This is a genomic window from Granulicella rosea (assembly GCF_900188085.1).
GTDB classification, from domain to species: Bacteria; Acidobacteriota; Terriglobia; order Terriglobales; family Acidobacteriaceae; genus Edaphobacter; species Edaphobacter rosea.
The window spans coordinates 1-14,976 of the sequence record NZ_FZOU01000017.1; the positions used below are offsets into that span (position 1 = coordinate 1).

The 14,976-nt window shown below is 64.0% G+C and carries 7 protein-coding genes; 4 read left to right on the forward strand and 3 right to left on the reverse strand.

Annotated elements, in window-relative coordinates:
* Nucleotides 1–68: 68 nt before the first annotated feature.
* Nucleotides 69–1,628: a TolC family protein gene (locus tag CHB87_RS21310; RefSeq protein WP_089410480.1), complete on the reverse strand. Its 1,560-nt coding sequence runs from the start codon at nucleotides 1,626–1,628 to the stop codon at nucleotides 69–71.
* 793 nt (nucleotides 1,629–2,421) lie between these two features.
* Between CHB87_RS21310 and CHB87_RS21315 the strand changes: the two genes are divergently transcribed.
* From CHB87_RS21315 to CHB87_RS21330, 4 genes are all read left to right on the forward strand, one after another.
* On the forward strand, nucleotides 2,422–6,237 hold the full coding sequence (locus CHB87_RS21315) for a protease pro-enzyme activation domain-containing protein (RefSeq protein WP_176441919.1): 3,816 nt from the start codon (nucleotides 2,422–2,424) through the stop codon (nucleotides 6,235–6,237).
* Complete coding sequence (locus CHB87_RS21320) at nucleotides 6,234–7,595, forward strand: NHL repeat-containing protein (protein WP_089410482.1); 1,362 nt, start codon at nucleotides 6,234–6,236, stop codon at nucleotides 7,593–7,595. The genes CHB87_RS21315 and CHB87_RS21320 overlap by 4 nt, the downstream gene beginning before the upstream one ends.
* Before the next feature lie 27 nt (nucleotides 7,596–7,622).
* Nucleotides 7,623–9,470, forward strand: coding sequence for an NHL repeat-containing protein (locus CHB87_RS21325; protein ID WP_142988475.1), 1,848 nt, complete (start codon nucleotides 7,623–7,625; stop codon nucleotides 9,468–9,470).
* A gap of 128 nt (nucleotides 9,471–9,598) precedes the next feature.
* Nucleotides 9,599–10,981 carry an alpha-L-fucosidase gene (locus CHB87_RS21330; RefSeq protein ID WP_176441920.1) on the forward strand — a complete coding sequence of 461 codons (1,383 nt, stop codon included), beginning with the start codon at nucleotides 9,599–9,601 and terminating at the stop codon, nucleotides 10,979–10,981.
* Here the strand turns inward: CHB87_RS21330 and CHB87_RS21335 are convergent.
* Both CHB87_RS21335 and CHB87_RS21340 read right to left on the reverse strand, forming a co-directional pair.
* Entirely contained in the window at nucleotides 10,959–11,954 is a 996-nt protein-coding gene (locus CHB87_RS21335) for a diguanylate cyclase (RefSeq protein ID WP_217897088.1), read from the reverse strand. The two genes, CHB87_RS21330 and CHB87_RS21335, sit on opposite strands and share 23 nt — an antisense overlap.
* Entirely contained in the window at nucleotides 11,951–14,749 is a 2,799-nt protein-coding gene (locus CHB87_RS21340; protein ID WP_089410485.1) for a response regulator, read from the reverse strand. Before CHB87_RS21340 ends, CHB87_RS21335 begins: the two co-directional genes overlap by 4 nt.
* Nucleotides 14,750–14,976: the final 227 nt, after the last annotated feature.

Genomic DNA, 14,976 nt, shown 5'->3' on the forward strand with positions numbered 1-14,976 from the left:
CGCGTGACCGCAGCCGGTGAGCGCAAGACACGCTGCACCCTGAAGCAGATGCCTGGTTCTGAGACGGTTCATTGAGCGGCGCCTCCTTTGGTTGAGTCAGGCGTGGCCAGTTGCGGCGGCGCCTGTGGCTGAACCTTCGTCGCCGGCGGCAGGCTGCGCAGCAGGTTGCCAGTGACGAACTCCAGCTCCACCGCCTCCAGAAAAAGCTGCGAGCGCGCTGACACGCCGGAGAGCCGCGCCTGCGCCAGCTGACGCTCGGCCGTAACCACGTCGATCAGGTTCTTCACGCCGTATTTATAGGCCTCCAGTGATGCGTTGTAACTCTCGTTCGCGGCGCTCAGCAGCGAGATGGCCGCCTGCTGCTTCTTGAGTCCCGTACGGAAGGCGATATACGCCGACCACACCTGTCGCGTGGCCGCATCGTGCTTCTCGGTCATCTCGTCCTGTGCCTCGCGTTTTCTGGACCGCGCCGCGGCAAGCTCGTTGCGGCGCTCGCCACCGTCGAAGACCTTCCACTCCAGGCCGATGTAGGCGTTCCACGTCGGCTCGCTGGGGCTGCCGAGCAGGCCGGCGTCCGGGCTGGGCCAGATGGAGGTCTGCGCGCCGCTGCCCGTGATCACGACGCGCGGCAGATAGCTGGCGCGGGCCACGCGAATGCGGTCGTCCGCCGCGCGTATCTCCTGGGCCTGCGCGGCGAGATCGGGTCGATTGGCGACCGCGCGGTCGATCAGCTCGTCGATCGACGCGGTCAGCGTCTCGGGCAGAGGCGCATTGGCCATGGCGTCGATGTTGACGTCGGGCGTAGGCTCGGCGCCCACTTCTTCGGCCAGGGCGACGCGCGAGATCTTCTCGTCGCCATCGGCCGACTCCATGTCGAAGGCGGCCTGCGCGGCCTCCGATTTGGCGTTGTACACATCAGGCAGGGTCGAACGGCCGTTGGCGAGCTGCGCCTCGGCCGCGTCCTCGGTGGTCTGCGCGGTCTTCAGCGTCTCGCGCGTGGCCTGCAGCTTCTCCTGCGCGGTCAGCAGCTTATAGTAGGCGGTCGCGACGCGGAAGGCGACATCCTGATTCGCCTGTACGAAGTTCGCTCCGGCGGCGATCTTCTCCGCCTGCGCCGCGTCGACGCGCGCGCCACGCCGGCCGGAGTCGAAGAGGAGATACTGCAGCGAGAGCTGCGGCTGAATCACCGGCACCGTCACCGAGTTATAGCCGCGCGCCTCGAGCGCGACAGGGAAGGGGCTCAGCGTCTTCTGATCGCCGCCAATCGCCTGGAAGACGATTACCGGAAAATAGGCGCTCTTCTCGACACCCAGCTCGTTGGCCTTTTGGCGCGCGCGCTCCCATGCGATACGGGTCTTTGGGTTGCTCCGCTCCGCCAGATCGATGAGTTCGCTCACCGTATAGGAGTGCTGCGGGTCCAGCTTCGCGACCGAAGCGATGGGGATCGTATGCGCCGCGCACTCCGCCGCCTGTGCGGGCGTCGGGGCGGCGCCCGCACAGGCAGTCTGAGCCCTCAGCCGCGGAGCGGCGAGAGGCAGGAGCGCGATCAGGGCAAAATACCCGCCCCACTCCTTCCTCCTGAAATTCGGGTACTTCCGGCCGCAAACTTCCTGCGTAACTTCGACCATCGGGGCGAGGCCTCTTCGATTGCTTTCAACATGAAATGCAGGGGTAAATTTCGGGAAAACGGTGTGCGTTCCCGATCTTGTAAAGAAAATACATCAGGCCGTAAGGGTCGACAACCTCCCTTCGAGTTAATCGAGAAAGATACTTTCGGATAGCTCGTTTCGGCAGCGGCATGGCTCGTTCTGCATCGGGCGCTATCCTTGCGGACTATAAACAGGCGTCGACCGGCGCCCGGCAATGCAGTGGCGCGCGAATAGTTGGCGGAGTGCGCCAGAAAATTCTGGCTCTCCGGCCTACATCGTTAAGCCCTCATTTTGTGCAGCTTGGCGAAAAGCATGTTGAAAGCAACTACCCGGCTGTAAGACTCACAGGACAGACTCGTTGCTCCCCCGAAGAAATTCACCGATTAATATCGCTTTCTCCGGTTGATTAGTGCTATGCTGCGATCAAAGCACATCTCAGAAGAAGTTTGGTTTCGGCGAATACCCTCGATCCGGGGATCCGACCTGCAACCCGACGTAGAAAGTTCCGTACCGCCCACGGCCCTGCACCATAGCGGCGAGCCCTCGCATACCCTGCGTTGTCTCTCGACTTTGAAGCCTGCGCTTTCTAACGTTCCTGTTTTGTACGTCTGATTCATCTGTATTGCCCCGTATCTCTTGAGTTCCTCTCGCGCGTTGCTTCATAACCCAAGCCTTATCGGCCCTGAGAGATCGCATGCTACCTCGCTTCGAGCGTCTTTGTCTTCCTTCCTTCTTTGCTCTGCCGGTTTTGGCTCTGGTGAGCCTCTTCGGTATGCAGCCATCCGCCGTCGCGCAGGGCGCCACTGCCTCTGCCACGGCTTCGCCCAGAGGCGGAGTAGCCGCCCGGATCACCGACAAGATCGACGGCAACAAGAGATCCGCACTGACCGGCCATGTCCGGCCCTTTCTGCGTTATGCGGAAGATCACGGCTCGGTGGCGGACGATCAGAAGACCGCCCCGATCATGCTGATGTTCTCCCGCACGAAGGAGCAGCAGGCGGAGCTCGACTCGCTGGTCGACGAGCTGCACAACAAGAACTCGCCGTCCTTCCACAAGTGGCTGACGCCGGAGCAGTTTGGCGCAAAGTTCGGACCCGCGGATTCGGACGTCGCGGCCGTGAAGGCGTGGCTCGAAAGCCAGGGATTCACGGTGCTGGATGTCGTTCCGTCGAAGACCTATATCTCGTTTCAGGGAACTACGGGTCAGTTGCGCGCGGCCTTCAAGACGGAGATTCACCACGTCAGCCTGAACGGCGAAGCCCACATGGCGACGATCAACGAGCCTCAGATTCCCACGGCCCTGCTGCCCGTCATCGGCGGCATGAACAAGCTGGACGACTTTGGCGGCAAGCCGCTGATGCGCAAGGCCGGTCTCTTCAAGCGCGATCTGAAGACGGGCAAGACGACGCTCGTATCCGGCACCTCGGCTGCGCCGAGGGCGACCGATCCCGCCTTTACCTTCAACTACAGCTCGGACAACTTCTATAACGTCGGGCCGCAGGATTTCTACACGATCTACAACGAGAATCCACTGCTGAAGGCTGGCATCAACGGCGCCGGCCAGACGATCGCGGTCATCGAAGAGGTGCAGGTCGCCGCCGCCGACGTGACCAGCTTCCGCTCGCAGTTCGGTCTGCCCGCATATCCGGCGACTCCGAATGCTACCGCCGGCGGCGTCAACTATCTGATTGGAAGCAGCACCGGCCTTAACGGCTATGCCTCCTGCTTTGCGCCGGTGACCCAGGCCAAGGGCAAGAGCTCCGGTGAAGAGGGTGAGGCCGACCTGGACCTGCAATGGTCCGGCGCCGTGGCGCCGAACGCGATCATCGACTTCGTCGCATGCGGCGGCACGAAGACGAGCGGTGACGGAACGACTCTGGGCGCTCTGGGTATCGACCACTCGGCACAGTACGTAGCGAACTATCTTTCCGGCACCGTGGTCGCCGCCAGCATGAGCTACGGCGAGTGCGAGGCCGACATGACCAGCTCCGCCACCAACGGCGTCGGCTACTACAACAATCAGTGGCAGCAGTTCGCGGCTGAAGGCATTACGGCTGTCATCTCTTCCGGCGACGGCGGCTCGGAGCAGTGCTACCAGAACGACGCAAACGCGACAACGCTTCCCCCCTCGGTCAACGGCTTCGGCAGCTCGGCGTACAACGTCTCGGCCGGCGGTACGGATCTCGGCGACGATTACGAGTCCCTCAACTACACGACAACTCCGGTTGAAACCTGGTGGAACGACACCAATGGCCCGGGCTTCTCCTCGGCGACCGGCTATGTGCCTGAGACGACGTGGACCAGCTACTGCGCCAACACGCTCTTTGGTTCGATCCTGCAGGCTGAGGGGTCCACGACCTTCGGAACGGACTACACGCCGTCGGCGCTCTGCAGCAGCTCTTACTCCACGACCAATGGGTATACGGCGGTTGTGGGCGGCGCGGGCGGCATCAGCACCTACAACGCCATCCCGACCTGGCAGAACGTCTACGGCGTGGGCGTCAACTCGGTATCGAGCACCTTCCGCAATCTTCCCGACGTCTCGCTCTTTGCAGCAAACGGCTTCTGGGGACATACGCTGCCCTTCTGCGAATCGGACGAAACTGCCTGCAGCTACACCGTCGGCGCCGACGCCTACAACCTGGGGTCCGGCGGAACATCCTTCGTCGCGCCTCAGCTTGCCGGGTTTATGGCCCTTGTGGCACAGAAGACCGGGCAACGGCAAGGACAGGCAAACTACACCTTCTACAACCTGGCGGCGCAGCAGTATGGAACGCCCAGCACTCCCAGCTCTTCGCTTGCGAGCTGCTCCGGCTCGGGCGTGACGCCGGGACAGGCGCCGCCCAATAGCTGCTACTTCTACGACGTGTCGAACGACATGCCGAGCCTCCAGGGCGGCACGATCACGGCGGGGAACTACCAGCCCTGTCTCGTGGGCGACATCGACTGCTTCCAGGGCACGGGCGTAAAGTACGGTGTCAGCACGGTCCCCGGCACGGTGAAGACCGCCGGCGTTCTCGCCTACACGGCAAGCCCCGGATACGACGATGCAACCGGTCTGGGCAGCATGAACATCACCGGCGTGGTGCAGGGCTGGAATAACGTTACCCCGTCGTTTGCCAGCACCACGGTGCTCGGAACGAGCGCTGCAACGGTCACGTCCACCACCTCGGTCACGCTCACCGCAACCGTCACGGCTACCGGACGTGGCGGCGCGGTAGCCCCCGCCGGCACGGTGACTTTCTTCGTCGGATCGACCTCCGGCACGAACCTCGGCGCCGGCACGATCGCCTCCTCCTGCAGCGGAACCGGCGCAACCACCGCCTGCAAGGGAGTCGCAACGCTCGCGCTCGCAGGCAGCTCGCTGGCGAACGGCGTAAACAACATCGTCGCCTACTTCGGCGGCGACGGCGCAAACGACGCACCCTCCACCTCGGCCGCGGTCGTAGTCACCGAGAGCACCGTCGCCCCGCTACTCGGCTTTGTAACCGCGCCGCCCAGCACGCTTACCGCTGGCGGGAACGCCGGCACGGTCCAGGTAGCAGTTGAAACCTCGACCGGCGCCGTCTCCACCTCTTCCTCGGGTGTTTCGGTAAGCCTCGCGGTCACCGGTCCGGGCTACTCGGCAACCACTACCGCCCTGACCGTCAATGGCATCGCCTCCTTCCCGCTCGGCAGCACGCCGTTGACGGCGGCGGGGGCTTACACCTACACCGCGACAAGCGCCAGCCTCACACAGACGCAGGTCTCGGAGGCGGTCGTCGCCGGTCCGGCGGCGCTGCTCACGATCGCCGGCGTCCCGACTCCGGCCAGCCTGCTCGTGGTCTACGGCGGCACAGCCAAGGTGACGGATGCATACGGCAACCCGGCCACGAGCTTCACCGGAACCGTTACGCTCGCCAGCTCCGACCCCTCGGTTGCGATCACTCCGGCAACCCATACCTTCACCACGGGCGAAGCCGGCGTCACGATCTTCAAGGCCGTCTTCTCGAACGCGGGCGCCTTCACGATCACCGGAACCTCAGGTGTACTCACCGGCTCTGAGAGCGGCATCGCAGTCCTGGGTGCGGTCTATATTCTCAACGCCGACGCCAGCGTCAGCCGTTACAACACGAACGGCGTCCTGTCTTACCAGACTGCGGCAAATGGCACAGCTACGGCGGGCGTGGTCGCGGTCGACGGGAACGGCACAGCCTGGGCGGTGACCAACTCAACGCTCGAGGCCTACACGACCGTAGGAGACGCCATCTCTGTCAACACGCTGGGCTCTGGCGTCAACGCGCCGGTGTCGGTCGCGGTCGACGGTGGCAGCAATGTCTGGGTCGCCAACGGCAACAACTCGGTCAGTGAACTTACCTCCACGGGAACGGCGATCTCGCCCTCCACCGGCTACACCGGCGTGACCACGGCCACGACCGGCGGGGCTACGAACTACTCGGCGCCGGCGGGCATCGCGATCGACCTCTCGGGCAACGTCTGGGTCTCGAATTCGACGGCCAACACCGTCACCGAGATCCTCGGCGCGGCAACTCCGGCAGCACCTCTCTCCACCGCAGTCACGAACGTCACTACAGGAGCGCGCCCATGAACATCTCTCTGAACCTTGGCATGAAGTCCTCTTTGAAGTACCTTCTGCCCGTCGGCATGATCGCTGCCTTTCTGACCGGCTGCGGGATGACCACCTCCACGAGCGTCACCTCACCGGTGACGGTTGGAGCCGCGACCAAGGTCAGCGGTATCGTCATGGGGGGACAGCAGCCGGTCGGCGGCGTCTCGATCCAGATGTACACCGTTGGCACGAGCGGCTACGGCTCGGCGGCGACACCGCTCGGGGCGTCGTTCTCGACGACCTCCGCGGGTAATTTCACGCTGCCCGCCTTCACCTGCCCCACCCCCGGCGCGCTGACCTTTCTCGTCGGCACGGGTGGTCAGCCCATCGCGGCGACTCAGACCACCGCAGCCGTCACCAACCCCAACCTCGCGCTGATGGTTGGCCTGGGCGCATGCTCGACCGTCGGCAGCTCGTACATCAACGTGAACGAGCTCACCACGGTCGCCACCATCTGGTCGCTGTCGCCGTTCATGACCGGACTCACCAGCATCGGCGCGCCGTCGACCAACGCGACCGGCATCAAGAATGCGTTCGCCGCCATCAACAAGGTCGTAAACACCACCAATGGATTGATCTCCGGGCCGGCGTTGCCTTCGAACGCCACCCTGCCGATCGCTGAGATCAACACGCTTGCCGACATCCTCGAGCAGTGCGTCAACTCTGGCGGCGGCTCGGCGTCCGACTCGACCGACGGGCAGACGACGGGTACGCCGTGCGGCAAGCTCTTCTACCTGACGGGCGCGCCCACCAACACCATTGCGGCCGCGCTCTACATTGCGAAGAACCCGGCGCTGAACGTGGCGAAGCTGAACATGCTGCGCTCGACCTCGCCGGTCTTCCAGCCGGTGCTGAGCGTCAATACGCCGCCCAGCGACTGGACGATTGCGATCAGCTACTCGGGCGGCGGTCTAAGCACACCGCAGGGCGTGGCCACGGACCTGAACGGCAACGTCTGGGTCGCCAACTCCGGCAACTCCAGCGTCTCCGAGTTCTCCTCGACCGGCGCCGCGATCTCCGGCACGACCGGATTCACCGCCGGCGGCATCAGCGTGCCCTATGCGCTGGCGCTCGATCAGAGTGGGAATGTGTGGGTCGCCAACTCCGGCAACAACACTGTCACCAAGCTGGCCGCGACGGGAGCCACCGGTACGAGCTATAGCGGAAATGGCCTCAGCACACCGAAGGGAATCGCCATCGATGGCTTAGGCAATGTCTTCGTCTCGAACTCCGGCGCGTCCACCTTCAGCGGCTTCACCAGCGCCGGCGCCGCGCTGCCCTCGTCGCCCTTCACCGGCCCGAGTGCTGCGATCGGGATCGCTGTCAGCCCTCACTAAATCGCTCCAGCACCTCGGGATGTTTCAATGCTCCAGGAACCAGGCCGCCGCGCATCGCATGGGTTGCGCGGCGGTATTCTCGTTATACTCGCCACCGTCTGCTGCACCTTCCTGCTCGCAGGGTGCGGGAGCGACGGCCAGCTTCATACGCTCGCCGGCACACAGTTGAAGGGCCAGGTTCATGGCGGACAGCAGCCAGTCAGCGGCGCGTCCATCCAGCTCTATGCCGCCGGCCTCTCCGGCAATGGCGCCGTCGCCGTCAACCTGCTCTCGCCGAATGTCGTAACGACGGACAAGAACGGCGCCTTTTCGATTACAGGCGATTACACCTGCCCAACCGCGACCGCGCAGGTCTATCTTGTCTCGCGCGGCGGCAACCCCGGCCTCGCGTCCGGCGTGCAAAATCAGGCGCTCGTCTTCGTCGCGGCGCTTGGGGATTGCGGAACCCTGACCAGCTCCACCTACGTCTGGATGAACGAGGTCACGACCGTAGCCGCCGCCTGGGCGTTGTCACCCTTCTTCGGATCGGGCGCGCTCGCCGGGGCAAGCTCCACCAATCTCACCGGGTTGCGGAACGCCTTCGGTACCGCGGCATCGCTCGCCAACATCGCCACAGGCACAGCGCCCGGAGGATCTCTTCCGACGGGCGCGATCGTCGAGACCGCCAAGGTCAATACTCTGGCGAACGCCCTCGCAGGCTGCGTCAATTCGGATGGCGGTGCGGCGTGTACGCCTCTCTTCACGGCAACCGCCGTCGCGGGCGTCGCTCCGGGCAATGTCTTCGACGCCGCGCTCAACGTTGTCCGCAATCCGGGCGTATCCGTCGCGCGGATCTTTCAGGCGGTATCCGCCAACGCGCCTTTCCAGCCGACGCTCGCCTCCGCGCCCAGCGACTGGACGATGTCGATCACCTACCGCAACGGGGGCTTGGACGTACCAGCCGCGCTCGCGATCGACTCCACCGGCAGCGTGTGGGTGGCGAACTACTTTGGAGCGGCGGTCTCAAAGTTTTCCCCACTGGGCGTTCCGGCCGCGCCTCAGGGATTTCCCGGCGCCGGGCTCAACCAGTCGTATGGGGTTGCCATCGATCCCTTCGACAACGCCTGGGTCACGAACGAGCAGAGCGTCTCCGCAGCTGGCAATAGCCACTACGGCAGTGTCAGCAAGTTCAACGCGCAGGGAACGGAGCTGTCCGGAAACGGCTTTACTGCGGGCGGACTTTACTATCCCGTCTCCGTGGCGGCCACCCCGGCCGGCCTCATCTGGGCGGCGGACTATGGCGGCTCCGCAGCCACTCTGCTGGCCAACGACGGTTCGGCGATCTCACCGGCACCGGGCTATGCGGCCTCGCAGCTACCCTTCACCTCCGCCGTGGCGCTGGACGCCGGCGGAGACGCCTGGTTCGCCACGCAGCAGGGAGCCGCGCGCGTCTCCGCCTCCGGCGTGGTCGGTAGTTTTGCCTGCTGCACCGGCCCGGCAGGCATTGCCGTCGATCCCTCCGGCAACGTCTGGATCGCGGATTATGGGGCCTACGCCGTCGTCGAACTCAACGCCTCGGGCGCCGTCGCCCATACAATCAGCACGGCCTCGGCCCCCGTCTCTCCGCAGGGCATCGCGGTCGATGGCGCCGGAAACATCTGGGCCGCCAACTACTACGGCGACTCCGTTACGGCGATCACCGGGGCAACGGCTGCCCTCCGTTCGCCCGTCGCCGGCTTTGGGATCGACGCCCCACTCAACGAGCCGTACGCCCTGGCGATCGACGCGAGCGGAAACCTCTGGTTTTCAAACGCAGGCAACGACACGCTAACGGAGATCGTCGGCCTCGCAAGTCCCGTGAAGACGCCACTCCTTGGCCCTGCCGCGCAGCCCTGACGGGCGGCAAGGCATCCCGCCTTTCCGTTGCTTACTTTTACAAGCATTTTGTTTCTTTTATAGGCGAGATTGGATAGGATTGCCCACAGGGAGATTCCTATCCGATGAAACACACCCGGCGAGCAGTCTTGAAGTGGACCGCAGCGGCGGCATGGCCGAAGAGCTGGCAGTCGCTGGCGCTTGCCCAGATGCAACTGACCCAGGCGGAGCGCATGCAGTGGTGGGAGGACGCGCGGTTCGGGCTCTTCCTGCACTGGGGTCTGTACAGCGTGGCGGCCGGTGTGTGGAAGGGCAAGCCGATCCAGGGCGCCGAGCATTTCATGCTCTACGAGCGCATCCCGCTGGCCCAGTACGCGCAGCTTGCGAATGGCTTCAATCCGGTGAAGTTCGACGCGACGGCGTGGGTGCGGCTGGCCAAAGATGCCGGCATGCGCTATCTCGTCATCACGGCCAAGCATCACGAGGGCTTCGCCATGTACGACTCGCCAAGCTCGGACTACAACGTGGTGAAGCGCACGCCCTACGGACGCGACCCGATGAAGCTGCTGGCCGCGGCCTGCCATGAACAGGGCGTCAAGCTATGTTTTTATTACTCTTTGGGCCGGGACTGGCAGGACCCGGATGTCCCGACCGACTGGCCCACGCGCGGCGGCCGCAGCAACACGTGGGACTATCCGGACGAAGACAGGAAGGTGTTCTCGCGATACTTCGAACGCAAGGTGAAGCCACAGGTACGCGAGCTGCTGACGCAGTACGGTCCGGTCGGCGTGCTGTGGTTCGATACGCCGGAGCTGATCTCGCGCGAGGAAAGCCACGAGCTGCTGACGATGATCCGCAGCCTGCAGCCCGCATGCATCGTCAACAGCCGCATCGGCAACGGCCTTGGCGATTACGAAACATCGGAGCAGACGCTGACGCCGGGCAAGCCCGCGCGCCCATGGGAGGCCTGCATGACGATGAGCAGGCACTGGGGTTATTTTCGTAACGAAATAGGTTACAAATCTCCCGAGGTCCTGGTCCGCGACCTGGTGGAGGTGGTCAGTCGCGGCGGAAACCTGCTGCTCGACATCGGCCCATCGCCCGAGGGCGAGTTTCCTGCGCCGGCGGTCGAGCGGCTAAAGGCGATCGCCGGCTGGATGAAGATCAACGGCGAAGCGATCGCCGGCACGAAGCCATGGCCGGCGCCGGGCGCTGAAGCCGCGGACTCCGCAGCGCAACCCAGCGTTGCGGGCGAAGCGGTGAACGACCAGACCTCCCACACGACCGAACCCGCGATCCGCTTCACCACGCGAGAGGGCAGCGTCTACCTCTTCGCGCTGAGCTGGCGCAGTCCGCAGGTGGTGGTCGAGATGCTTCCGCAGACGCGGCTGCGCGTGCAACGGCTGGAGATGCTGGGCGCGGGGAAAGCGGTCTCCTGGCATCAGGACGCGGAGGCCCTCAGGATTCAACTACCGCCGGATGCGGACCGCGGCCTGCCGGTCTATGTCTTTAGGCTTCAATCAGGCGACTGAGGGGCAGATTGACGGGCAGGCTCGAAACCTCGCGGCGGACGTTGTCTGCCGCAACTGCGGCCATCTCTGCGTAGACCACTCGATTTCGCCCTGAGGCCTTGGCCTGATAGAGCGCCATATCGACCTGCTTGAGCAGCAGCTCGATCGGCGCGGACTTCTCCCATAGATCGACCGTGATGGCGCCCAGGCTCAAGCTGACCGTGATGGCGCCCTGATCGATCGTAAACGGCGATGAGTAGATCGACTTGCGCACCTGCTCCGCGCGTTCCTGCAGGTGCGCGTGCCCGCAGCCGCCCAGTACGATCAGGAACTCCTCCCCGCCGTAGCGACCTACGGCATCGTGCGTCCGCACCGCATCCATAAGGCGCGTGGCTACCTCTTCCAGGACGAGATCCCCCGCATGATGACCATGCACGTCGTTGATCTTCTTGAAGTGGTCGACATCGCAGAGCAGAATGGACACCGGCGAGCGCTCGCGCCGGGCGCGGCTCAGCTCGCTGCGCAACAGCGACAGGATTGCGCCGCGATCCCACAAGGAGGTCAGCGGATCGTGCGTCGCTTTGAAGCGCATCTCCTCGCGAGCCTCGACGAGCTTATCCTCAAGCTGCAGAATGCGCCGGCCCGTGTGCAGCCTCGCGCGCAACTCCGCGGAGTTGCACGGCTTGGTCAGGTAGTCGTCCGCGCCGGCCTCGAGTCCCTTCACAATGTCCGCGCTCGACTCCCTTGAAGTCAGCAGCATAATGTAGATATAAGCATCGTCCTGCTTGCTTCTGATCGCTCGGCAGAGGCCCGGACCGTCGAGGCCCGGCATCATCCAGTCGAGCAACGCCAGCCTCGGTCCACCGGGCTTCTCCAGCTCGGCTGCCGCCTGCAGGCCGTCTTCAGCAGTGACCACTTCATAGCCGCTCTGTTGCAACATGCGTTCCATCAGCATGCGTGAGATGCGGTCGTCGTCGGCGACGAGAATCTTCACTTCACGGCCTCCATGCACACCGCTTCCAGCGCCTGCGCCACGCGGAGCAGCTCTCTGTCGAGCGCCTCCAGAGTAGCCGAGGCGGACGACAGGTTCTTGTCGCGACCGCTCGACTCCAGCTCGCCCGCCAGTCTGCTCGCCTCCGGCGCGGCAAGATTGCTCATGGCGCCCTTCATCCTGTGCCCCATCGCCTGCAGCGCGGCTGGGTCGTTGTTGCGCAGCGCCTCGCGCCCTGCCTCAACCTGCACCGGATAGTCTTCGCGGTAAAGCTCCAGCAGCTCGGCCAGCAGATCGCGATCGCCGCCGATCCGCTCCAGCAGCTCCTCGATCTCGACGGAGGCGTCGCCCACAGATGCAGCCGTCGTCTCAGCCACCGGTTCGGACTCGCCAGCAAGGTACTTGTCCAGCACCTCGTCCAGCTCCTGCGGACGGATCGGCTTCGAAAGATACCCATCCATGCCGGCCTCCATGCAACGCTCGCGATCGCCCTTCATCACCAGCGCCGTCATCGCGACGACGGGCTGATAAAGACCTGTGTTCCTGGCCTTCTCCAGCGCGCGAATCTGCCGCGTCGCCTCCAATCCATCCATCTCCGGCATCTGCACGTCCATCAGAACCAGATCGAAGCTCTGCTTTTCAAGCGCCGACAAAGCCTCCTTGCCGTTGTTGGCCAGCACGACCTGATGTCCACGCTTCTCCAACAACCGCATGGCGAGCTTTTGATTGATCGCATGATCTTCCGCAAGCAGGATATTCAGCTTCTTCGGAGCCGCTGCCTCATCATGCAACGTGTACTTGGTAATCATCGGAATCGCTCCATGCTGTTCTCGCGCGCCCAGTACGCGCGCGACGGCGGCCCGCAGTTCGGACTGACGCACCGGCTTCAAGAGATAAGCCGAAATCCCCAGCTCCTGGCAACGCACCGCATCGCCGCGCTGACCACCCGAGGTAAGCATCATGATGGTCGCCGTCGACAGCTCCGGCCGTTCGTTGATATGCTCCACCAGGCCGAACCCATCCATCTTCGGCATGTGCATGTCGGTCAGGATGAGCTGGAACGGGTTGTTCGCCTCGCGTGCAGCCGTCAGCTCTCGCAACGCCACCTCGCCGTCGAGCGCCGTGGTCGGCTTCATGCCCCAGCGCGTCACCAGACCTTCGAGAATACGGCGATTCGTACGGTTGTCGTCCACGATCAGGACGTTAACGCCACGCAGGATCACCGGCGCGCCCACATCCTCGACCGTCGACTCGCGCTTCATCGCCGCGCCCAGCGCGATGGTGAAGTGAAAGCGCGATCCCACGCCCGGCTCGCTCTCCACCCAAAGACGCCCACCCATCATCTCGATCAGACGCCGCGAGATCGTCAGCCCAAGGCCGGTGCCGCCGAACTCGCGTGTGGTCGATGTATCGGCCTGGTTGAAGGGTTCGAAGATGCTCTTCAGCTTCGCCGGCGCGATGCCAACGCCGGTGTCCGAGACGGTGAAGTGCAGCGTCGTCGACTTCTCTTCGATCAGCTCCGTCTGAACCTTCAGACTGATCTCACCCTCCATGGTGAACTTCAGCGCGTTCCCCAGCAGGTTGAGCAGGATCTGCCGCAGGCGGCCCGAGTCGCCCCGCCAGCGGTCCGCCACATCGGACGATACCTCGCACAGCAGCTCCAGACCCTTTTCATCCGCGCGCAGAGCCAGCGTCTTCAGCGTGCCTTCGATGCACTCGCACAGGTCGAAGTCGATCTCTTCGAGGTCTACCTTGCCGGCCTCGATCTTCGAGAAGTCCAGAATATCGTTGATGACGTTGAGCAGGGAATCGGCCGACAGCTTCACCGTCTCGAGATAGTCGCGCTGCTCGCGCGTCAGCTCCGTCTCAAGCGCCAGATCGGTCATGCCGATGATGCCATTCAGCGGGGTGCGAATCTCGTGGCTCATGTTGGCGAGGAACTCGCTCTTGGCCTGGCTTCCCGCCTCGGCCACCTTGGCGCGCTCGCGCTCGGTGGCGGTCTCTTCCATCAGCCGATAGCGCTCCTGGCTGAGTTCCAGCTCCATCGCCTGCAGCGAGAAACGGCGGTCCAGCAGCGAGAGAAGAAAGACCGAACCGAGAATAAAGAGCGTCACCAGACCGATGCCCAGAACCCCAAGCTGCGAGATGCTGATCGCATGGCGCAGTGTCGACGCCGAAAGCGGCTCCGGCATGAAGGTGACGGCGGCCATGCCGACATAGTGCATGACGGGAATCGCCAGTCCCATCAGCAGGGCGCTGCCCGTCTTGCGCCAGCTCGCCGTCTCTCCGCGCACGGCAAAGGTCAACCAGAGCGCGACAAACGAAATCGCGATCGCCAGCACGATCGAAAGCGCAACCAGATTGTAGTTGTAGTGGCACATCGCCGGCAGGCGCATGGCCTCCATGCCGATGTAATGCATCGAAGCGATGCCGCTGCCCATCAGCACGGCGCCCCCCGCGGCGGCGGCGACTCCCATCTGCTTCCGGCTGACGATCGACAGGGCCACGGCCGACGCCGAAACAGCCGCCACCATCGACAGCAGAACCTGCGGCCAGTCGTACTGCACGGGCACGGGCAGACGCAACGCCTCCATCCCCAGATAGTGCATCGACCAGATGCCAAGTCCCATGGCAAAGGCGCCGCCGGCCAGCCAGGAGAAGCGTCCGCGACCCTTCGAAGCCGTTACGCGTCCGGCAAGGTCGAGTGCGGCATAGGCGGCGAAGATCGCGATCAAAACCGACAGCGCGACAAGGCGGTAGTCGTAATAACCTGCTAAAGAAGAGACCTGCGAACCCATCACTACACCTTCTGGTATGAATCTGACAAACGGTAACACGCCAGGGTAACCATCAGCTTTAGCACTTTCGTGCTAGCAGAGGCCAAGGTCGCGCTGCGTCCCACGCAGAATATTGCCCGTTGGCCGGAGTGAGTCCGATAACTAGGGTTCCGTCTCATCGACGCTGCAAGCTACCTTGGATGGACGCCCAGTGCGACGTCTTGACGCAACAAACCCCCTCAAGAGCG